The sequence below is a fragment of the Spirosoma pomorum genome, assembly GCF_054776615.1.
Window position 1 is genome coordinate 55,064 of sequence record NZ_BAAHBP010000006.1, and the last position, 21,280, is coordinate 76,343.

The 21,280-nt window shown below is 44.9% G+C and carries 17 protein-coding genes and 2 pseudogenes; 8 read left to right on the forward strand and 11 right to left on the reverse strand.

The genetic code is table 11. The annotated features are described in order from the left end of the window. Window positions 1–765: 765 nt before the first annotated feature. Window positions 766–2,016 carry a replication initiation protein gene (locus ACYVAD_RS09405; protein WP_461139235.1) on the forward strand — a complete coding sequence of 417 codons (1,251 nt, stop codon included), beginning with the start codon at window positions 766–768 and terminating at the stop codon, window positions 2,014–2,016. A 266-nt stretch (window positions 2,017–2,282) separates the two neighbouring features. Beyond that, a pseudogene (locus tag ACYVAD_RS09410) lies at window positions 2,283–2,402 on the forward strand (DUF4062 domain-containing protein); the annotation flags it as partial. A gap of 65 nt (window positions 2,403–2,467) precedes the next feature. Here ACYVAD_RS09410 and ACYVAD_RS09415 read toward each other — a convergent pair. The 6 genes and pseudogenes from ACYVAD_RS09415 to ACYVAD_RS09440 form a co-directional block, all read right to left on the reverse strand. After that, entirely contained in the window at window positions 2,468–3,289 is an 822-nt protein-coding gene (locus tag ACYVAD_RS09415) for a hypothetical protein (protein ID WP_461139236.1), read from the reverse strand. Window positions 3,290–3,300: 11 nt separating this feature from the next. Next, a complete protein-coding gene (locus ACYVAD_RS09420; RefSeq protein WP_461139237.1) occupies window positions 3,301–4,188 on the reverse strand; it encodes a DUF488 family protein in 888 nt (295 codons plus the stop codon). A 135-nt stretch (window positions 4,189–4,323) separates the two neighbouring features. After that, window positions 4,324–4,647 carry an RNA-guided endonuclease TnpB family protein gene (locus ACYVAD_RS09425; RefSeq protein ID WP_461139257.1) on the reverse strand — a complete coding sequence of 108 codons (324 nt, stop codon included), beginning with the start codon at window positions 4,645–4,647 and terminating at the stop codon, window positions 4,324–4,326. Window positions 4,648–4,954: 307 nt separating this feature from the next. After that, window positions 4,955–5,140: pseudogene (locus ACYVAD_RS09430) on the reverse strand (helix-turn-helix domain-containing protein). A 398-nt stretch (window positions 5,141–5,538) separates the two neighbouring features. Then, the gene (locus ACYVAD_RS09435) at window positions 5,539–5,823 is read right to left on the reverse strand and encodes a hypothetical protein (RefSeq protein WP_461139238.1); all 285 of its coding nucleotides are present in this window, start codon (window positions 5,821–5,823) and stop codon (window positions 5,539–5,541) included. A 141-nt stretch (window positions 5,824–5,964) separates the two neighbouring features. Beyond that, entirely contained in the window at window positions 5,965–6,171 is a 207-nt protein-coding gene (locus ACYVAD_RS09440; RefSeq protein WP_461139239.1) for a helix-turn-helix domain-containing protein, read from the reverse strand. A gap of 374 nt (window positions 6,172–6,545) precedes the next feature. Here ACYVAD_RS09440 and ACYVAD_RS09445 point away from each other — a divergent pair, with 374 nt between their 5' ends. Further along, entirely contained in the window at window positions 6,546–7,649 is a 1,104-nt protein-coding gene (locus ACYVAD_RS09445) for a hypothetical protein (RefSeq protein ID WP_461139240.1), read from the forward strand. 334 nt (window positions 7,650–7,983) lie between these two features. Here ACYVAD_RS09445 and ACYVAD_RS09450 read toward each other — a convergent pair whose 3' ends face one another. The 4 genes from ACYVAD_RS09450 to ACYVAD_RS09465 form a co-directional block, all read right to left on the reverse strand. After that, window positions 7,984–9,807 (reverse strand): type IV secretory system conjugative DNA transfer family protein, encoded by a 1,824-nt coding sequence (locus ACYVAD_RS09450; protein WP_461139241.1) that lies wholly within the window; start codon window positions 9,805–9,807, stop codon window positions 7,984–7,986. 35 nt (window positions 9,808–9,842) lie between these two features. Then, complete coding sequence (locus ACYVAD_RS09455; protein WP_461139242.1) at window positions 9,843–10,664, reverse strand: DUF5712 family protein; 822 nt, start codon at window positions 10,662–10,664, stop codon at window positions 9,843–9,845. 17 nt (window positions 10,665–10,681) lie between these two features. Further along, window positions 10,682–11,092, reverse strand: a complete 411-nt coding sequence (locus tag ACYVAD_RS09460; protein WP_461139243.1) for a BfmA/BtgA family mobilization protein — start codon at window positions 11,090–11,092, stop codon at window positions 10,682–10,684. Between the two features lie 580 nt (window positions 11,093–11,672). Continuing rightward, window positions 11,673–12,698: a replication initiation protein gene (locus ACYVAD_RS09465; protein ID WP_461139244.1), complete on the reverse strand. Its 1,026-nt coding sequence runs from the start codon at window positions 12,696–12,698 to the stop codon at window positions 11,673–11,675. A 511-nt stretch (window positions 12,699–13,209) separates the two neighbouring features. Between ACYVAD_RS09465 and ACYVAD_RS09470 the strand changes: the two genes are divergently transcribed. The 3 genes from ACYVAD_RS09470 to ACYVAD_RS09480 all read left to right on the forward strand — a co-directional run bounded on the left by ACYVAD_RS09470 (window position 13,210) and on the right by ACYVAD_RS09480 (window position 14,938). Beyond that, window positions 13,210–13,962 (forward strand): hypothetical protein, encoded by a 753-nt coding sequence (locus ACYVAD_RS09470; protein ID WP_461139245.1) that lies wholly within the window; start codon window positions 13,210–13,212, stop codon window positions 13,960–13,962. 106 nt (window positions 13,963–14,068) lie between these two features. Continuing rightward, entirely contained in the window at window positions 14,069–14,437 is a 369-nt protein-coding gene (locus ACYVAD_RS09475; protein ID WP_461139246.1) for a hypothetical protein, read from the forward strand. A gap of 3 nt (window positions 14,438–14,440) precedes the next feature. Further along, entirely contained in the window at window positions 14,441–14,938 is a 498-nt protein-coding gene (locus tag ACYVAD_RS09480; protein WP_461139247.1) for a hypothetical protein, read from the forward strand. A 43-nt stretch (window positions 14,939–14,981) separates the two neighbouring features. On the opposite strand, the gene ACYVAD_RS09485 is transcribed toward ACYVAD_RS09480, so the two are convergent. After that, window positions 14,982–16,352 (reverse strand): hypothetical protein, encoded by a 1,371-nt coding sequence (locus tag ACYVAD_RS09485; protein ID WP_461139248.1) that lies wholly within the window; start codon window positions 16,350–16,352, stop codon window positions 14,982–14,984. A 172-nt stretch (window positions 16,353–16,524) separates the two neighbouring features. Between ACYVAD_RS09485 and ACYVAD_RS09490 the strand changes: the two genes are divergently transcribed. Then, a complete protein-coding gene (locus ACYVAD_RS09490; protein ID WP_461139249.1) occupies window positions 16,525–19,716 on the forward strand; it encodes a SusC/RagA family TonB-linked outer membrane protein in 3,192 nt (1,063 codons plus the stop codon). A 56-nt stretch (window positions 19,717–19,772) separates the two neighbouring features. Then, complete coding sequence (locus tag ACYVAD_RS09495) at window positions 19,773–21,257, forward strand: RagB/SusD family nutrient uptake outer membrane protein (protein ID WP_461139250.1); 1,485 nt, start codon at window positions 19,773–19,775, stop codon at window positions 21,255–21,257. The last annotated feature ends 23 nt before the right edge of the window (window positions 21,258–21,280 follow it).

Below are 21,280 nucleotides of genomic sequence, written 5' to 3' on the forward strand. Positions count from 1 at the left end.
GTACCGTCGTGGTTAAACCCATTAATGGGCATAACCCAGTTCTTTGATGAATAGATTTTTTAAAAAAACACTTTAAAAGTGCTGAGCCATTTTATTAATAAGCTTAGTGTTAAATGATTGTAAGCTATTAATAAATTAATACCTTCTTAACTGACTCAATACCAAGTATTTATGTCATATTATTACGAGAGATGTACCGTTAAATGTGAGGAATGTACCGTCTATTTACGAGAGATGTACCGTTAAATGTGAGGAATGTACCGTCTATTTACGAGAGATGTACCGTTAAATGCGAGGAATGTACCGTATCTACGAGAGATGTACCGTCAAATACGAGGAATGTACCGTGCAAAACTGTCACCATGCGTTCGTGATGAACAATAGCCGGAGCATCAAATATGCTTTCTAATGTTGCCATGTTGAATAGCGTTATCGTATTGCCTTATTGCGAGTTAGAGTACGTCAAGCAGATAAAAAGAGGCATAAATGCGAGTAAAGTACCGTAATTAAGACTGTCCAATGGTTTTATAAGATGGTTCAGCTATTTGTAAAATCCTTCTAATACGAGTAAAGTACCGCCATTAATGACTAAAAATAAGTAGTTAAAAGTAGAAGGGGAGGGGTATGTGCCTACGCGACGGGTTTTTTCTCGCAATTCAATTTTGAACATCACAGTCAGTTCGATAACTCGTTTGATCAGGCCTCTACACGATGAGATTATTGGTTGAATGATTATCTTTAAATTCGTAATAAGGTGACCTTTCTATGGCAAAGAGTAGCACTTCCACTAGTTCACAGACAGAGTTGTTTAGCAACGATTCTGAGTTTTTAGAAGCAGATCAGCGGGCTACAACAAGACAGATTCGACAAGACAGCCTAGTTGCTCAACACAACGATTTGATTCGAGCTCGTTATGACATGTCACTGCTCGAATCACGTTTGTTTGTGTGTCTATTGGGACGGATTGATCGGAAGGATAAAGATTTTGTGCTGTGTCGCATTCCAGTATCAGAGTTATACCCGGAAGAGAAAGTAGGGGGGAAGGCTTATGCTCAGGTAAGAGAGGCAGTGATACGACTAGCTAGTCGTATCATTCATGTTGAAACCAAAGACGAGCAAGGACGCCGAGAAATAGTGAGTAATCCTCTTATGGCTACCTGTCGTTACAAGGAAGGATCAGGTTATTTAATTGCCCAGTTTAATAACTTCATTAAGCCCTACCTTCTAGAATTACAAGGGAATTTCACTGTAGCCGAAATTCAGACTCTGTTAGGCTTCCGAAGCTTTTACTCATATAGGCTATACTGGCTGCTTAAATCCTCTGCTTTTCATAAAGATACAATTGTATTGGAGCTAGCCACGTTAAAGAAGACGCTCAACTTAGAGCAGCGTTATCAAAATTTTGCTGATTTTAAACGATTTGTACTGGATGTGGCTAAGAATGAGCTTAGTCAGACAGATATGGCGTTCGAGTATCAGCAAGTAAAAACAGGGAGAGCGGTGAGTTCTCTGCATTTTTATCTGAGTCGGCCTACCGTCGTTACGCAAAGTGATATCAAATTACCTGAGGGTACACAGCAAACACTTACTGAGATAGGCATCAGCTTAAAATCCCTCAACGATATAAAGACTCGTTTTCAGCAGGGAAAGCTTTCCGAAGACTATTTACGGTTTACAATAAAATATTATCAAGAAGCGAAGAAGAATGGGCGTATAAAGTCACCAGCAGGCGCTATATACAAAGCCTTGATGACAGATCAATTAGATCAAGAGTTTAAGGTATGGAAAGCCGAACAACCTATTTATAATCCACCAAAAGCTATAAAGAAGGGACCGAAGACAGAGATTATAGAGTTAGACATATTAAGAGAACAGTTTACAACTTTGCGCGAAAAAGGACTTTCTAACCACGACTCCTTTGATGAATACTTGAATTGGATGCTGCAACAGGATGAATATGATATGGACGTACTTGACGGACGAGAAATACTCGTATATACTGAGTCTAAAGCGTGAGGTGATGTCGTTACGTGATTAGCCCAGAGAATCTGATAACCGTTGGCTCAAATGTATGCCCTAATACTATTAATGTATATTAGTTAGCTGAGCTAAGTGTACCTAGTTTTCAAGCTTGTTGTAAATACCCCGTAACGCCCCGACTATCACGGTTAGCTCCACCTGCTACGATCTCAAGCAGGTATATAAAGACCTAAGACGATTTATCGAAGAGATAAGTTACACCCCCCCTACTTTCCGAGTTTGACTATTTCCCTGTCAACCCCGATTTGGACACGGTCGAAAACTGCCGTCGCCGGGTTGAGCAGGACGCCGATATCATGGTGCTAATCATCGGGGGGCGTTATGGCTACGTAGAGCCCAAAAGCGATAAGTTGATTTTTTAGATGTACTGGCCTATAACACAAGAGCTAGCTGTAATCTAACACAATTAGCTTTTATGGGTAAAAGATTAAGACCCAAACAACTCAAGTTGAGGTGATACCTTAGGAGGTTTGGGAAATGTTGGGTGGAAAGTCCCTATAATTATGAACGGGTTAATCGACTTGTGATGATTTGCGAGAGTAGTCCCTAAGAAAAAATAAATGTCTTTGGTTTGGGCCAAATCATCAAAATACTTCTCTTTCACTTTTTGGCAAGCCTCTTTTTCATCTTCGTATTTCCAAAATAAGGCTCCTAGCTCCCAGTCTTCTATCATCAGCGTACTTACCCTACTATTCTCATCTTCGAAGGTGTAACTGAATTTGTAAGGGAGTTTTCGCACCAGCTCTTTACGCGCTTTTCGTTCAACAAAAACGTTCATCTGGCGCATTTGCTCAAGCTTTTCCCGATCCCATTCCCGCTCGACCTCCTTTATCTTGAAACCTGTGATTTTTGTGGGCTTGAAAACGGCCAAGGACACGTGTTTAGTTTTGTCCTTAGCGTCAGCAATCAACTTGTCTAAGCTCGTATAGATATTTTTTAACGCGATCTCTTTACGCTCTTGCCAGTCCTTCTCCGTGCCGATGTGTCCTACTGTATTTGCGTTGACATCAATGATGTTGACCGGGCGGAAACTTTCGGGGCGAAAGTCTTTACCGTTCTTGACTAGGTCCATTTCAACCCAGTCATATTTTTTGTACTGCTTTGAATAGTCTAGGTCTCTAAACTGGATTGGATAGATACGTATCCATGTCCCGTCTTCCAGAAAACCCGCTGTACAAACTAATTCATCATAAGTGGTAGAAATTGAAGGATAGGTCTTCACCGCAATGAGGACTCTGGTAACAGCCATTACAAAAAGGTTTAGATGTGAAGAAGCTCGTATTCCCAGCCCTCCAATCTGGTAACTGCATTTGCAATCCGGCTACGATGGCACTGAAAATAGGATGCTTCAAAGCAAGTTAATGCTATCCGTTCTTCTTTTTGCAATATGCCTAGTATTTGCTCCAGATATTCCGTTTGATTAACGAGTTGGTTTTCTTCGTAATCAGCAAACAGGGCGTTGTAATCTTTTTGCGAATTAAGACTTTGTCTTTTCTCGCTGGCTATGCCCAGTTGAGGAATGTGTACGTAGGCAATACCCATAGCTTCACACACGTACTTAAGTTCCGACTTAGAGAAACCGACCTTCTGGCTTAATGGATTTCTTCTAACATCACAGAGTACTTTAACGCCATTAGCGATCAGCCGGTTGAAATACGTTTCTATAGAAATACCCTCGTAGCCAATAGTAAAGAGCCTAATACCTGTTTTCTGAGGAGTATAGCGGTTCACTTTGTTCAGTTCATCAGTGGAAAGAACAATAGGTGCTATGGTGCTCCTAATAGCATAGTAAGGCTCGGACAAGTAGGTAGCCCGTATCAGGTCGTTGGTCGTATAGGAAGCGTATTTTCTACGCAAAAACTTAAGATAGTCCTGATCAGGCTTATTGAGAAGTGAGGAGTAGGTATCCTGCTTAATGAGTTTCCACTGCTTATCTGTTTCGTTTATATAGCCATAGGTTTTTAGGGCGCGTAGGTCATAATATGACTGAAAAGAGTAACAACCATAATAATGTGGTAGAAAGTCAAAGGATGGCTTAGCTTGAAAGCGCGTATAGATCAATAGTAGCTTTTGTAAGTCTATCTTACCGATTTCCCCTCCAAAGGCTTCAAGAATTGACAATAAGACCTTTCTTCTATAATACATCATACACAAGCTTGCTTCTATGAAGCATAATCATTCAATACGGATACAAAGCTACCGCATGTAATTATCTTTCTACAGTATAATACAATTAAAACATATGGTTTTTTTATTGAACACTATTTTCGCTTAGATTCTACTTCAGTTTTCAATACAGATGGTTCCCGCTTTGTTTTTGCGGGTGAGCCGTGTTGTTAATTTGTGCAGAAAGTCCTTACGTCGATTGACTACTTTTTCATGTAGTAGGGCTAGCTTACGGCGGGGCTTTTCGCGGTTTTTACCGTCCTTCTGTCTTCTGGAATGTTTGCGCTGATCGCGTTTAAGGCGTTTGAGGAATTTGTTTAGAAACCGGGAATTGTCAATTTTCTCGCCCGTCGATAGGGTAGCAAAATGCTTAATACCTAAGTCAATGCCAATCGCGTTCGATTCTACGGGTTCAGGCTTAGTGGCTGGTTGTGTATCCAGTTCGACTAGACATGTAGTACTTACCGGTGGGTGTTTTAGTTACGGCGATTAATTTGAGTTTGCCTTCAAACCGCTGAGAAACAACAACCTTAGTAGGTCCAAATTTAGGTATTCGAATAGTTGACCGGTCATAATTAATAGGGTTTGTCCCTCTGCTTTCAACTGTGCGAGCGGCTGATTGATAAATCGATTTAGCTTTAAATCGTGGATAGTCCTATAAAAAAGCCTTGGAAAGCCGCATCCAGGTGCTGTACAGCAATTTGAAGTGAGGCAGCATTGGGGTCGTTTAGCCAAGTCAATTTCTTCTTCAGGTCGGGCAACAAACCTTACAAGTCGTATCGGCTAATATTCTCTTTACTTTCTTCCCACGCCTGTTTTTTTTGGTAGCTAGTACCCAATTATAAATATAGCGCACCGCCCCAAAGTGCTGAGCAAGTTGCTACTCCTGCACTTTGGTTGGATAAATCCGGTAACGGTAGCGTTTGAAGATCATGTTTAGAAAGTAAAAGGATTACTTGTTGTCAACTTGGTTTGCGAAGAAGTCAATCCGGCGTAGCAGTTCTTTCAAACGGCTGATCTCTATGCCTTCTAAGAGGGTGACTAGTTCCTCATCTGTGAAGTGGCTCGGTGTTGTAGACGGGCGTTCTTCTGAGGCTTCCGCCATCTGATTCAGTAGCTCTTTAGCCGCTGGTTCCAGTTAAGCAATAGCCGGACCTAGATAAACGGCCAGCCAGTTCGCGCCATCGGCGCTGTGGCTGTTCTGCTTAGCTGTTGACAGTAGAAGACCTTATACAGAGCGTTTTTGTAAGCCCTGATAGGAATCGGCTACGTTTTCCCCGTGGCAGGGAATCTCAATAATGAGTTTGTCTTTCCCAAGGCGTACCATGCTGATCAGGTGTTTAACGAACGGGATGAGATAGCTTCCAGAATCAGCGGGTCAAGGTTGTCAATCGCATTGTCCAGCGCCCGTACCAGCTCTTTTATAGACTGCATTAGCAGACGGCTATGGCCTTCGACGAAGTCAGGGTTCTTGCAGAGAAGGTATACATCCCGAAGGGTGTCAATCTGGGAATAGAGAGGGCCGGTGGATACCAACGGTAGGGTCTGTACTTGAGCCGTTAGCTCAGGGGTGCTTGCGTGGCTAGTTGCCACGGCGTAATTTTGCGCTGTGTTCATTTGAACGGACTGTTTAGATGTTTCACTTGCCCCTTCGCTGGTACCCTGAGAAAGTGTAGCGTAGGGGTTTTTTGTTGTCGTTTGACATTACAATATTAACAAAACTACGAATATATTCCAAGTGTCTGTATAAAAAAATATTTACTTGAATATAGGGTCAAAAGTAGCATCAAGCGCGTCTGCAATCTTTTGAATTGTCATTAGAGAAAGATTCGCTTCTCCTGTTTCATATCTATTGTAAGTGGATTCCGTAACCCCCATCTTTTCTCCCACCTCTTTTTGGGTTAGCCCTTTAGCTTTTCGGGCCTCTCTGATTTGTTCGCCTACGCGCTCTGTAATTGTTTTCACTCTTATGCTACTAGTGTAGATTATTCCTTACAGCAGTAAAGGTATTCATTTGACATTTTACAACAGCTAGTCGTCGAGTAAACGTCGTACATCTACGACCTGCTCAGTCATATACTCGCCAGCTAATCCCCTATCCGTTTAATACATTTATTACCTCTCAATATATAAATCTATTGGAAATATAGACAGACGTACGTACTCGATCCATAATTGTAACTAAATACATTTATATGTAAATATTTAGTTTACAATTTAAACTTTATAGAATACATGATGAATTTTAAAGGAAGCTAGCCAATCTGCACATATTATACATGTACGTTAACAAGTTTGGCTAGATCAGAAATTCCCCCTTAATCAATAAATCAGTAATCATGGATAACAAAGCCCTTGGCCTTCAAATTGTTGCAAATCTTGAGTCTCATTACAAAGTCGATCTGAGTTCAATCATAAACAACTCCGATTTGTCTTACCAAGAATCAATCAAGCAGTTCAAAAACGCCCTAATTGGAGCGGTAAACGCACATCAAGGTTTCCAATCTGAGGAAGGCGATAACACCAACAATGCTTCCGATGGTCCAGAAGAAGAACCAAACATATTTATGTCGCGCTACAACGCTAACATTGTTGCCGATTATACAGGCGATAAAGTTCGCACCTATGTGACGTCTGTTTCAAAAACCCTAGAGAATCTAGCCGTTGCCAATAGCGTAGGTCAATTTGTAGCCGAAACGCTAGGTGGGACCTTTTTAGCTGTAGGAATCCCAGTAGCAATTAAGGTTGCGGCACGGTTGATTGCCAAGGATACGTTGAATGTGGCACTAAGTACAGCCATTAAAGGGGTTGGTCTCAAATCGGCTATTGCTGCCGTTGTTCTAGCCCTGGCTGGTATTCTCTATTGGCTAATATGGGAAAAGGAGGCTAAGATTTTGGGCGTTATAATCAACGATACAGATACCGACTACTATGTCCCTAACTGGCGGCTTAACGTTAATGGATACAGTAAGGGCAACCTATATATGGAGTATGGTACAACCGAAAATTTCATGGTTGGTCATCTGACTGGGAACATTGACTCGCCTGAAGTACAACTCAAGTCAAGATTTCCCGACATTAATGACGAGGAAACAATGGTTGCCGCTGGTCTCTACTATGCTGATCGAAAGGCAGGTTTCTTAGGTGCGGAAGGCATTTATGTGTTTATTCCACGCCAAGGCAGTGATATTGGCTTTGCTTATCAGTTCGCAGTTCCGTATTCCAAGTCTAATAGAGCTAACTTATCGGTGTATTCAGGTGGTGAAATCACCGATAAGTCAGTAATACAAGGAATGTTCAGAAATCTGTACAATGAGAATAAGGTAGGCGTTGATTTTACGTCTGGTAATTGTCGTTTCCGTTCCCATATTCAATCCCCCAGCGGGGGAGTTATCTGCGGGCTTGTCTCAGTTAGTACGCCAATTATATACAGAGAAGATTAAAGTAAATATTAGGAAACAAACATAATGCCATTAAGTATAAAGGGTTCTCCAGTACTGGAGAACCCTTTATACTTAATGTGGCATATTGACAACTCTCTATTCGATTACTTTCGCTTAAATTCTACTTCGGTCCTCGATACAGATGGAGATTTTGGTCATGGTGACCACTTCATTCCGTCATGGGTGGACTAAACGTTTCGGAAAAAATGACCATATTAATTCCCTTTCTAACAGATATTTGACTTATTAGGTAAAAGAGATTGCTGGCCACCGTGGCGCGGTCTAACTAATACAGAATCGAGTGATATGTACCCCCGAAAACTCATACACATCGCTAAGCGAAATCTTCCCAACTGTCGGGGTTCCCTTGTACCTGTTTGCTATTACTCTTAGTAAGTGGGGTTGGACCATCGCTAGCTTTAATACTTTTTTCAAGCATCTGTCTAACGTCTTCCTTAATTTTTCTGAAGTTGTTACGCTTGTCCTCTTCACTAACAGATAGGAACGGTTGTATGGTAACAGCTTTAGAGTGCGGAGCGTCAAATTGGGAAACAAATTCAGACATGTTGCCTTCTGCAATGAAGCCAGCGAATTGGCCCGTCTTCAAGTCTCGTATAGACTGCATGGGTAGGCGGTCTCTCTGTTGGACTGACGTGCTTATATTTTGACTACTCGAAGAACTTCTGTCACCTGAACTTCTACCTGCGGAAAGGCTTTGGTACTCGACGTCATGTTTCCCAAACAAGGTCGTAATTCTTTGTAGCGTTTTGGGATTGGTCGAACGTCCGTAGAACTGGTTTGATAGGTTACCAAGTAGCATCTCCGCCTGCTGAGGACCTAATTGGCCTTCCATCTGTGAAATATCTTGTACTGCGTAAACAGTTGCTACCTGATTGGCGCGTGCTGTAGCGGGTAACTCTTGAAAGTTAGGTATGAATAGGGTAGGTGCTTCATCTAGAATAATGATGCTAGGCAGCTTATTGGGTTTATTCATACGCTTAGTAGCAGTAGCAATTATCAAAGAGATTAAAGGTGAATATGTAGCAGGTAGATCAGCATCATTACCCACTACGAGAAAACTCGGCTTCAAGGGATCGTTCAAATCAAACGGAACGTCATCTCCACTCATTACCCAAAAAATCTCTGGTGTATTGAGAACACCCAAGTAACTCTGTACGGTTGTGAATATGCTGGCTAACGTCTTCTCTGAATCCTGGCTGCTAGTGATAGCTGCAATCAATCCGCGTACCTCTTCGTCACTATTCAATAATTCAAGTAAAGCTTTTGGATGAGCTTCGATTATAAGGCTACTAGCATGAGGCAATGTACAGTGTTCAGGATAGTTGTTACGCAAATACCATATGCTACCAGTTAGTAAAGCCTCCGCAGTCTGAATCCAGATGTCTCGCTTCTGGCTAGCTTTGTAATCCAAGTTGCCAATTGTAGTTACTGCGGCCTCTCGTGCATAGCTTGCATTCGTCAGAAGTTTAGGGCCAATCGGATTAATTCGATGACTACGGGTTAAGTCTGTAAAATTTACATAGTAAGTCGAAACAGTACTGTCGCGGTAAGCACCTGCTACCTCAACTGCCAACGTAGGGAACTTGCGATCATACAAAATACCTGTGAAATTGGCATTTGCGGCTTGTTGTATGATGGGTTCAATCAGGCTTTTGCTTTTCCCACTTCCAGGTCCACCACATATAAAAATTCCTCTAAATATATTGTAGAGCCTAATGATGCCCTCTTGAGTTGAAAATGAAAAGCCTTCAGAATCTTCTAAACTCTGATCAGATTCGGAAAAGACAAAGGGGGAGGGCTTTCCCGTACGAATCCAATAACCGTACGCAAACGTTATTATAACACTTAAATAAAACCAGGCTGACGAAAAAAATACGTTAGGAATGAGTGGCTTTAATAAAAGAGAAGCGAAAGTGCCACTAGCGGCAATTGCGAAGGCTAGCACTCCAAAACGAAGCCATAACTTATTCCATATAACATTGTTTCTGAAGTAGGTTTTTCTGTCGTACAGAATCATCTGTAAGGCTGTATCTACAACAAAGTCTAAACCCAGATTGCGTAGCAAGCCTAGAATAATAGTAATTACGAAACCTATCAAACTGAATGCAACAATTAAAAATATAGTGTTAGTTAGCATGAGAGGAAGGGGTAGTTATTTGTAATTAGAGTAATCTACAATGACAAATCATTTCCGGGGATGTCGCGTGATTTAAACTGATTATCTTTACTTTCTTGATTTTCTACAGACTTATTAAGCAAATAATTAGGGTTATTCTGAAGTGCTTCTAATCGTAAAGCAATGCGTTCCTCTTGACTTCCTTTTTGCATTATATTAGCATATTGGAATGTTTCTGTAAGCGGCCTTTCATAAGCGAACTGACGATCAAATTGCGTTTCAACAGCTTGTTTGAAGGCACTGCGATCAAACCCCCCTTTAACAGCTCCATTATTAGTTGCTCGGTGATTGGTCGCAGGGCTTAATTTAAGTGGGTTTTTTCGATCGACTAAGCCAGCCTCTCTCTGATATTGATATAGAGATAAGTTCTCAGTACGGCTAACAATAATGTGAACATGGGCCTGCGGACCTCCCTTAGATTGCCCTTCAAATTGCTGTTGTTTCTGTACTGCTTTATCTGTATGAGAATAGCTTCGTTGCTGTTCAATTTTAGCATACCATACCAAATTTTGGCTTTCTATTCCCTTTCCAAATTGTTTTGCGTAAGCTTGCATTGCTTCTCGAGTAAAAGATTCCAAAAGAGAACTATCGTAACCAATATGCTTTTGCTCGGATTGACTTGGGCTCAAAATTATTTGATAGTACTTATCATCATCTTTGCCTAAGTTTTTTTTGTTAGAGTCAATGTCTTTAACAACGTGAGACATTTCTAAATCTCCTTTGTCAGTTGTAAACCATTTACCTGGTGTTTCTTTTTCTAGATACTGAGCTAAACCTATACAACTTCCTGTTCCTCCAGCAGTGACTTTTGCAACCATTAGACGAATTGAAAATTTTAGTTTGATTTGTTAGTTAATTCTTCGTAGATAGTTCTAAACCGATCAGTTTGGAATTCTGGTTTTAAGGCCCCACCAATAGTTTTTATCTGCCCTTGTCTTAGTGTCTTTGGTAGTTCTTGGCTGACTAGCTGAATCAATAATTTTATGTCGTCGTTAATAGGTCGCAATAAATCATTCTCTTGCTTACGAATAAAAGATACTAGTCGTTTGTCAAGCGATTTTATTGCGTCAGTTGGATTATCCGCTTTTGGGTCACGTGGATCTGCTTTTGTAGCTTTAAAGTAAAGGATCATTGCCTCTAATAGCCCCTTTTTCGTTAATCCGTAGCTTTCAGCCATGCGCTCAAAATCAGAAAACAAATCCACTGATATAAGCACTTGTTTATCTTTTTCCTTGTTAGAATCCATAGCAATCAGGTTTATAATCAGTATTTTTCAACTGATAATGAGGTTTTTATACAAAAAAATCAGTGATAAACTGATTTTTTATCGAACGCAGCAAAAAAATCTATTCTTGTGTCAATTTACAGACCGCTGATAATCAGGGTGTTAATTAAGAAATATGGAAATTGAAAAGGGGGCAAAGTGTGTCTATACTGTTCCCGCTCGCTATACAAACACCTTCTCCTCAGTTACTTTAAGTGATATATGATCATACTATTCTAGTTAAGACGTATCTTAGACAGGTTTATCACATCTGAATGAAAACGGTGTATTAGCCTAACTTATTTAAGTTGATTTAAAAATTACTACTGCCTCAAAAATGTTCCGTACAGAAAAAGAGTTTGTGTATCAGCAGGGAAATATGATGTTATAGAATACTAAAAGAAATTTATTTAATATTTTATCAAATGCCTTCTTAATATAATTAGTAATTTCTTTAATATTTTAATTACGAATGTTTTATTATAAAAAACACTTAACTCCGATAGGTATACCTGTGGTTAGGAAGATTATTATCGTGGTTTTATCAGCGGGAGGATTCTTTTCAAATAATTGGAACGGGATCTGGTTTCTTGGTTGCTCTTCTGGGGGCTTTCATTTGGTCAATACCTAATGACTTGATTAGATATGCCGTCGGATTCTTAATATTGGGCCGCAGACCATTCCCTAGCTCAGAATCGACCCGTAGGAATGTTTCTAACAAGTGGTGCTCAGATACGATCAAATCTTTCTGCCAGTCCTTCAGCTTGTAATTCTTCATCATCTGCCAAGCAGTAGCCACGGCTTCGTTAACGGACATTTTATTAACCTGCTGCCGTTCTCTATTAACAGCTTCAGCCGCTAATTGCTGTGCCGTCTTGAATGAAAAATCTAACTCTACAATACGCTTGCCTATCTTCTTGGATGGAGTCCAGTCAAGATTAATGTTTGCTTTTTGCTGCAGTTCACGCTGAGCAACAACAAGGGCATTCTTTTTAAAGTCGTTGAATGTATAGCCCTCAGGACAATTCAGCATATACATAAGCGAATCCACGGGATAGGAGAACTTGTCTTGACCTCGGCATTGATACATGCTTACAATGTCAAACATCCGTTGCGCGTAAACTGACGACAGTGACATCATAATATCACATTCGTACTTTGTGTAACGCTTCCCCAATTGAGCAAAATGGGGAACTATGTCGGCAAACATAGTTAGCTCGATCATCTTCTTTCCATTAACTACTTCCGACTGAATACTTGGGAATGGGACAATGAACTGGAATTTTTCGGTCTTATCATTCCGGTAGCGTATCCGCTTCATTTGAAGTGTTTCAGCGGCATTTGCTATTTGATCATATCGCTTGTTGGTTAGCTCAGCATAAGGTATGTGAAACCTTATGTTAGTATCAGGCTTTATTTCCCCTTTCAAAGCCATATGGCCGATCTGGTTAATAACCAAGACAACTATCTTCTTTTCTAACTCAGTAAATTCCTGACGAGACTCTGTAAAGAAATTGGGCTGATAGTTGGTAAGGTGCTTACTAAATTGCGTTGGAGCAGCTGTTTCTGTATCAGATATATGAGTCATAAAGGTGGCTGTTAGAACAAGGCCAAATGATGATCAAAAATATAAAAACGATTTTGATATAACAAAGCTCCTTTTTGTAAAATCATACCTACTAAACCTCCTTTTTGGCCTGTAATTACTTAGTGTGCAAGTGTGTTGATAGCCATAAATACGGTTGATTTGAGCACTTACAATGGTAATATATCTCCATTTCAGTCTGATTTAACTTATTCCTACCAAACCTCCCTTTTATCAAACATACCTACTAAACCTCCTTTTTTCACCTACTGAACCTCCTTTTGTAGTCCTACCAAACCTCCTTTTTATTGCTATTTTATACCTACCAAACCTCCTTTTTGTCTTTATAAATAGCTGATATACAGATTGTTATGCGACCCTTAAATCAATCAAATATATATTGATAAAAAGGATAATAGATCAACGATTTTTTGTAAAAGGGGAAAGGAATAAGGAGTAGCCTAAATCATTTATTTACTTTTGTAGCACATAAGCATACCTATATTTATTCTCTATGCCTACGCCCGCCAAGAAGGACCGCGATAACGCCCCCCTGGATGCCCTGCGTATCCTGCTTAAACAGCAGGCTGTTACCCTCACACCCGTCGTCAACCAGATCACCGCCTTACCCGTTGATCCCGAGCTGGAGTACTATTTCGTTCCCATGCAGTTCATGAAAATGTACGAGCCGTACTATCGGCCCGGCAAGCCCTTCAAGAACCTCAAACTGGTCAATTATGGCAGGCCAGCTATCTCCCTATCCTTTTATAGCAAGCACAAATACTACATCGAGCGCCAAACCACCCAGGACGAGGTCATGCTGCACCTGCGCAACCACCGGGCTGAGCTGCTCAACCGGTCCATGTTTGAGCAGCTCAGCCCCACCCAGCAGCAGGAGTTGAGACAGGCCGATGAAATCCTGCGAGCCGTGCGTGACAATCCGCAGGCCTACCAGACCTGCTTTTCCAACTATCATCACTATTACCGCTACTGGTACTGCTCGTTTCGCTACTTCGAAGATGCCACCCTACTGAAGAACGAAACCGGTAGTGAGCATCTATTGAAGCATACTGAACGCATCAAGGGGCAGGTCCATCAACGGCTCAACATCATCTTCATTGACCCCCACTACATCACCCGGCCCGTGCCCCATGATCATAAGCGCGTCGACCGGGAGCTGGAGACCTTTCCCATTCAGATTCGGCAGGGCATCACCACCTTGTATCTCCGAAAAACCGATGAAATAGGGGAGGAGCCCTTACCGTAGTTTATTCATGGTAACACCCGGCAAGGACACGTTAACAATATACTTTTCCTATTTTTAGTGGACAAAACATCGCACATGTGATACGCCCCCAGTTAAGCCACGCCCAATGACAGATCACTCACTGCCGTCAATTCTGCACCAGATGCTGGTCGACATCAACAACCCGGCCTGTCATTACTGGCTGTACTGTAACTATTTCGAGGTGCAACCACCCACCCAGCGGACGGTCACCCGCTGGTATCATGCCCCCTTGTTTTTGAATTACGACTCGATCTGGGAAGCTCAGCTTGTAGACGGCGGCATGCTATGTGACGTAATCCTAAAAAACGCGCTGCCTGCCGAGCGCGAACGGATTAAGATTGACTTCGATCAGATCTACCGCATCAATCGATTCTGGAACGGAGAGAACATCACACAGCCAGCCAGTGAATTGTATAGTGACCAATCCGTTTTTAAGGTTCCGCCAACCGCCTGATCCATGACCCACCCCAGCCAAAAATACAGAGACCAGCAGGCCGCTACGCTGGCCTTGCTCCCCGAGGGGCAACGTGAGTACATGGCCCGGATGTTCCGGATCGGCAATGCGACGTATCGCTATTACCAGCGGGCCAATGAACTGATGGTGTTCAACCAGGAGCCCGTTGAAGGGCAGTCCGATTCGGTAGACGGGTTGGTTGCCTGGCTGGAGCGGCAGATCAACCCCCGGACTGAGACGCGGGCCGCAGGGGAACTGCTTCAATTCTATTTTGAGGAGTACCTATCCGGGCTTCCTCACGAAGGCCTGCGCCGGACGATGAAACTGGAAGGATTAGAGAAAGCAAAACGGAGTATTCCCTTCCTCCGCTACCTGCTGGAACGGCACGACATCGGTATGGACGAATTTCTTCGCCAACACTTAAGCGAAGCAGACTATGCTTTTCATCTGGAGTGTGGCAAACCAGTAACCGATGAAAAGTCCAATGAGCAAACCACTTGAACCCGCCTCATCGGGTGATTGGAGCCTGTCGATACTCAGCCGCTTATAACTTTTTGTTGCTTAAGAAGCATCCGTCGAACAGAGCGTCCGTTTTCAAATCTCTTAACAAGAAGGACTCAACGGTTCCGACTCCGGCAAAGCGAATTTTAGCTCCGTAAATCTGGCGCAGGGGCTTTTTGTAACTCGTTCTGTAAACCGGTTGATTGTTAATAAAGATAGTGGCCTGTCTATTGATGACCCGCAGCATCAACGTACCCCCCTGGCGCAAATCGGCACCCATAAAACTCAGATCATCCCGTTGCCCACTTTTCTGAACATCAGAATTTTGTAGCAGAATCCAGTGAGCGCAACCCGGTCTCATCACCTCAAATATGTGTTGCGACGACTCGCCCCAGACTGTAATGCCGACCTGCGAACAGCGAACACCCGCTCTATCAGGAGAGGTTTTTAGGTGGGTCGTTAGCTCGAAATTATCCCCATCGATCTGGGTTGGATGGCTGTTGATAAACTCCATAAAGAATGTACGGTTAGTATCGACACCCGCGTGGGCAGCTTCGAGGGCACTAACGCTACGGCGTCCTCCGGTAAATAACCGCGCTACGTCGATAGGGTACACCCGGCTGGTATCGTGCATCATATTAGCGGTAACAGTCCAGCCTTTTGTCCGTAGATAAACCGTCGAGGTATCGATGTTCGCGCCATCATGTTGCAAAATGGCAAAGTAGCGGCCCGGTCGTTCGTAATAGTGCGTGGCAAGGCTATCGTGGGAGGTAAGACGTTCCCGTTTTCCGTCGCCAAACAGAATCGAGTATGTGCCTGATGGGGCCGCAGAACCTGGGTACTTTAGTTGAAATACAGCAGAATGCGGGTTTTCGCCCACCGGATTCCGGCAGACGAGTTGGCTCGATTCGCTGCTTGCACTTTGCGAGTAGACTAATAGTAGAATGATAGCGAGCAATACGGAGCCACCAATCAACAGCAGTAATCGACGGGTTTGTTTCGTTTCCTGCTGAGAAGAATGGGCTGTTGAGTTCGTTAGTGTTGATAGCAGTAGCGGGCTCTCTTCCCGGACGAGTACATCGGGTAACTGCTCAACCTGCCGGGCTGTCCATTTCTGGGCGTTGACAAAATGCTCCCAGTTTGAGTAACCGATGTAAACCGCCAGCGCATCCCGGGTTGCTCTCTGTGGGTAATAGCGGGCATCAGTTTTGATCTTGCCGAAGATTCGTTTCAGCGTGTTCGGACTGATGCGTACGTGCGTCTGCCTGAAAAGTATGTGACTTAAGCTCACGAAGTCACCATTCGTCCACGTGTCCCAGTCGGGCTTGCCATAGGATTCGCTAACCCGTCGACAGCCGATGTCTAAAAAAGCGAAACTTTCGGCTTTTTCGGGTTGTCCATTCTCGGTAATCATTCAAGGTAAATGTCTAATAATCAACATATTGTCTTGTCCATAATTCTGATAAGCAAAATGGTCAGGCCAATCAAGCATTCATTGTATAATGCAAAATTACCTTTGCATACTCTTATTTCAATAGGTACTGTACGGAGATAATCTATTTGTAATCTATAAATATCTGCATAATATGCGACAAAAGCGTTTACTGTATTACGTCGTTTTGGTCGGCTCTCTGTCGCCCGTGTTGACGCAGGGTCGGCAGATGCTTGATGAGGGTCCGGGTAAAACGCCGGAAAATCTTTTGCCCGCCACTATGGTCGTTATTCATGAGGAACAGGGTTGGGCCAAAACACTGCCTTTAGTAGCGACGACATATCGACAACAAGTGGATGACCAGCTTATCTCGGGGACCATCACCGACGAAAAAGGAGCCACACTACCGGGGGTAAGTGTTTTGCTTAAAGAAAGCCGTCGTGGTTCGGCGGGACCCGGTTCGACGAATCGTCAGCGCGGAGCGGTTACGGATGCTAACGGCAGGTTTCAGTTAGCCGTGCCGGATGGAGCAACGCTGGTTGTCAGCTTTGTGGGATATCTGACTCAGGAGATAGCGGTTGGCAATCGGCAAACAATCAACGTTCAACTCATTCCCGATACGAAAGCCCTGGAAGAGGTGGTGGTCGTGGGGTACGGAACACAGCGAAAAGTAGAAACGACGGGTGCCATTGCATCGGTCAAAGCCGCCGATTTGCTGCAGACGCCCGTGGCGAACGTAGCGCAGGGATTACAGGCGCGAGTAGCAGGCGTACAGATCACGCAGAATTCGGGGGCTCCGGGTGGTAATGTCAGCGTTCGTATTCGAGGCACCAACTCGATCAATGGGAGCTCTGAACCCCTGTACGTGATCGATGGTATTCAGATTGCCAACACAGGTAATATAACGGATGTAAGTCCGCTCTCGCAGATCAACCCAAACGACATCGAGTCGATCGACGTGCTGAAAGATGCCTCATCAACGGCTATTTATGGCGCGCGGGCAGCTAACGGCGTTGTGCTGATTACCACCAAACGCGGCAAAGACGGCGCGACGCGCGTTAGCTACGATGGCTACGGCGGGGTGCAGCAGGTCAATAAAACGCTGAACCTACTAAACGCCCGCCAGTTTGCCCAACTCGAAAATGAAGTCTATAAACGATCGATCTATGCTGACCCGTCGAGCCTGGGCGAAGGGACGAACTGGCAAAATCTGATCTTCCGCAAAGCGCCTATCCAGAGTCACCAACTTTCGGTTACGGGTGGTAATCAGAAAACCCAACTGGCGCTCTCGCTGAACTACTTCAATCAAGACGGGATCATCAAAAACTCCAGCTTCGAGCGCTATTCATTCCGCTCCAACATCGACCACCGGCTGAGCGACCGGGTAAAGATCGGAACCAGTTTGTACTACGGGTATTCGGTCAATCGGGGGGTGAGCGTGGGCGGCACGGGTTCTGACGTAACCAGCAGCCGGGCGGGTGTGCTTGGGGCGGCCGTGGCGGCTCCTCCAACGCTGGTACCGTATCGGGCCGATGGTAGTGTCTACCCGTTTCAGGACCAAATGAATGGGCAATACCAGGAAGTGACAAACCCGTTGAACTTCATCACGCCCATCAACCGGCAAACGAGCCAGCGGATCTTGGCCAACGTATACGTCGACTTTGCCCTGTTCAAAGGCTTTACGTATCGCCCTAGTTTCAATGTCGATCTGGGCAATACACTATCTGAATTTTACTCACCGTTGTCGCTTCTAAGCCAGTCGCAGTTAGCGTCGGGTGGTGGTAGTGCATCGAATGTTACGTCGTTTGGTCGGACGCTTCTGCACGAAAGTATTTTCACGTATCGCACCCGTCTGGCCGAGCATCATACGTTGGCCGCTACGGCGGTTCTGGCTACGCAGGCTAATGTTAATCAGAGCTATACGCAAACCGCATCCAACTTTCCGAACGACATCACCGAAAATAATTCCGTTGGCCTGGCAGTGAATCAGCGGCTGAGCAGCGACAAAAACAAATCTCGGCTGGACTCGTACCTGGGACGGATCAACTACGGCTACAAAGACCGATATTTCCTGGATCTGACGGCCCGGGCCGATGGGTCGAGCAAATTTGGCGAGAACAATAAATACGGCTTTTTCCCCGCTGTAGCTGGTGCTTGGCGCATTGTGGAAGAGCCATTTATGAAATCCATTCCGGTGGTTTCTGATTTGAAATTACGTGGAAGCTGGGGCATCACCGGAAACGCGGGAGCCATTGATCCGTATCAATCGCTGGCCACAGTTGTCGCATCGGGTCTGAATTACAATTACAACCACAATCCGGTTACGGGTATTAATCCCAACGCCATCCCGAACCCGGATCTGAAGTGGGAACGCTCCACGCAGGTCGATGTGGGGCTCGATGTCAGTCTGTTCAATAACCGTCTGTCTGTTGTGGCCGATTACTATAACAAACGTACCGATAACCTGCTGTTTCAGAAAGTGTTACCTATGTCGTCCGGTTATACGTTTATCACGGGCAATTTCGGGTCAATCCAGAACCAGGGCGTCGAACTGGCTATCAATGGCCGGATTTTACAGGGATCTAAACGAGGGCTTCAATGGGATGCGTCAGCGAATGTGACGTTCAACAAAAACGAGGTGCTGGCGCTTGACGGTATTCTGGACGAACTCCCCCGGTCGGCGTTCGCACTGCTCAAGATCGGCTATCCGATGGGCCTGTATCGGACCTATATTTTTGACGGAATTAGTCAGACGGGGGAGACCATTCTACCCGGCTACGACGGACGTGTTGGTGGTCATAAGGTGAAAGATATCAACGGCGATGGTACGATTACGTCGGCTGACCAGCTCATCGTGGGCAATTCGCAGCCGAAATACATCTTTGGATTCTCGTCGTCATTTCGCTACCGGGGCTTCGATCTAAATCTGTTTGTGCAAGGCGTACAGGGCAACAAGCTCATGAACCTGTTCCGGTATACGTTCGAAACGGCGCTGGGGCAACAGAATGTACTGGCGGGGATGGCAAATCGCTGGTCGACAACGAACCCCAATAATGAGTATGCCAGCGGATTTCAGGGCGGACGATTACCCATTTCAGACCGCTACGTTGAAGATGCCTCGTTTGTCCGGCTAAAAAATGTGTCACTGGGCTATACGTTCCCGAAAATAAAAGGTATCAACCAGATTCGGATTTACGTAAGCGCCAATAATGCGCTGACACTCACGAACTATACGGGCTTCGATCCGGAGGTCAACAACTTTGGTAATGCCACGACACAATTTGTCGATAACGGTACGTACCCAATCGCCCGGTCGTTCCTAGGGGGCCTCCAAATCACACTGTAGATCATGAGCGAAAGACTGACACAACATCACTCATTTGCTCGTTCACTTGCTCTCCCATGAAGAAACACATCCTACTGCTGATGGCTTTGTCGGGCCTGACGGTTTCGTGCAGCAAACTCGATGAAACGGTGTATTCATCCATTTTTACGACCAATTTTTATAGAACAGCCTCTGATGCCGAAGCGGGCATTGCGGCTGCGGCTGGCTCACTAATTAACCTGTATGGCTTTCCATTGGTTGCTGTGTCCGATTTTGCGGCTGACCAGGCGTACCCCCGGGCTGTGGTAGGCCGGAATACCATTACCTTGTTTTCGTACGATCCGTATTACACGGCCCAGCGCAACTCGGGCCGTCACGAGACCGAGGGGCCCCAGGGTGTCTGGCGGTTTAGTTACAAAGGAATTGAGAACGCCAACTGGGTCATCGAGAAAGTCCCGGCTATTCCAATGGACGCCCAGCGCCGAACGGAAATCGTGGCTGAAGCCTATGCGTTGCGGGCACTGTACCATTGGACGTTGACGAAAACGTTCAACGAAATTCCCGTCAAGACCCGAGCCAGCTCTAATGAAGCGGAGGCACTTGTTACCAAGAGTTCGCGAACCGACATCTACAAGCAAATTTACAGCGATTTGGATCAGGCCGTTGCCGGATTGCCTTCGTACTCCACCAGTTTGGTAAAAGGTCGCCCTTCCAAAGAAGCGATTCAGGGACTTTACGCCAAAATAGCCTTATACAACGAAGACTGGGCAAAGGCATCGCAACTGGCCCAGGCAACGATTAGCTCGGGCAAATACGCGTTGATGCCGAGCGTATTGGATGTGTTCGACGTAGATAAGGAAGATGCGGCCCGTGTTGAGAATATGTGGGCCGTTGAAGCCGACCGCGTAACGCCTAGCCGCTGGTTGACCGTCATGGGGATTGCCGGCCCCCGTAACAGTTCCGGCCCTGACTACGCCAAAGTGTCCTACGGGTCGTGGTTTGCCTACCAGAATTTCTTTAACTCATTCTCGCCCAGCGACAAACGACGTCAGCTGCTCGACACGACGTACCGGGATGTATCGGGAAAGATCGTACCCCAGAAAGACATTACCCCCGTTACGCCGAAAGGCGTGTTGATCCGCAAATACCGCGATCCGAACTCCATTGCTGAAGCCAACAACTGCAACTTCCCGATCATCCGGCTGGCCGATGTGTACTTGGTTGCCGCCGAAGCCGAAGCGCGTCAGAATGGAGCGACCGCTACCGCCTATGGGTACGTCAATACGGTTCGGAAACGGGCGGGACTGGGCGACCTGACGCCTGGCTTAGGGAAAGACGCCCTTATTGCCGCCGTCCTGCAAGAGCGTTCGTGGGAACTGTTTGCCGAAGCCGACCGCTGGTTCGACCTGACTCGGACGAACACCTTCCTGACTGTTATTCCGAAAGCAGTCAACGACGTGTATCCAACCCGAACACCGCAGGCCAAACACCGGTATTATCCCATTCCGCTGGAAGAAATTCAGGCAAATCCGAAACTAACGCAGAATCCCGGCTGGGAGTAGATCAGCACCGGTAACTGTCTAAC

Bases quoted from the DNA above. Each gene is read 5' to 3' on its own strand.
- ACYVAD_RS09455 (WP_461139242.1), bottom strand. From the start codon at position 10,664: ATGGTTGCAAAAGTCACTGCTGGAGGAACAGGAAGTTGTATAGGTTTA.
- ACYVAD_RS09485 (WP_461139248.1), bottom strand. From the start codon at position 16,352: ATGATTACCGAGAATGGACAACCCGAAAAAGCCGAAAGTTTCGCTTTT.
- ACYVAD_RS09460 (WP_461139243.1), bottom strand. From the start codon at position 11,092: ATGGATTCTAACAAGGAAAAAGATAAACAAGTGCTTATATCAGTGGAT.
- ACYVAD_RS09490 (WP_461139249.1), top strand. From the start codon at position 16,525: ATGCGACAAAAGCGTTTACTGTATTACGTCGTTTTGGTCGGCTCTCTG.
- ACYVAD_RS09480 (WP_461139247.1), top strand. From the start codon at position 14,441: ATGACCCACCCCAGCCAAAAATACAGAGACCAGCAGGCCGCTACGCTG.
- ACYVAD_RS09470 (WP_461139245.1), top strand. From the start codon at position 13,210: ATGCCTACGCCCGCCAAGAAGGACCGCGATAACGCCCCCCTGGATGCC.
- ACYVAD_RS09465 (WP_461139244.1), bottom strand. From the start codon at position 12,698: ATGACTCATATATCTGATACAGAAACAGCTGCTCCAACGCAATTTAGT.
- ACYVAD_RS09420 (WP_461139237.1), bottom strand. From the start codon at position 4,188: ATGATGTATTATAGAAGAAAGGTCTTATTGTCAATTCTTGAAGCCTTT.
- ACYVAD_RS09475 (WP_461139246.1), top strand. From the start codon at position 14,069: ATGACAGATCACTCACTGCCGTCAATTCTGCACCAGATGCTGGTCGAC.
- ACYVAD_RS09435 (WP_461139238.1), bottom strand. From the start codon at position 5,823: ATGAACACAGCGCAAAATTACGCCGTGGCAACTAGCCACGCAAGCACC.
- ACYVAD_RS09415 (WP_461139236.1), bottom strand. From the start codon at position 3,289: ATGGCTGTTACCAGAGTCCTCATTGCGGTGAAGACCTATCCTTCAATT.
- ACYVAD_RS09405 (WP_461139235.1), top strand. From the start codon at position 766: ATGGCAAAGAGTAGCACTTCCACTAGTTCACAGACAGAGTTGTTTAGC.
- ACYVAD_RS09445 (WP_461139240.1), top strand. From the start codon at position 6,546: ATGGATAACAAAGCCCTTGGCCTTCAAATTGTTGCAAATCTTGAGTCT.
- ACYVAD_RS09450 (WP_461139241.1), bottom strand. From the start codon at position 9,807: ATGCTAACTAACACTATATTTTTAATTGTTGCATTCAGTTTGATAGGT.
- ACYVAD_RS09495 (WP_461139250.1), top strand. From the start codon at position 19,773: ATGAAGAAACACATCCTACTGCTGATGGCTTTGTCGGGCCTGACGGTT.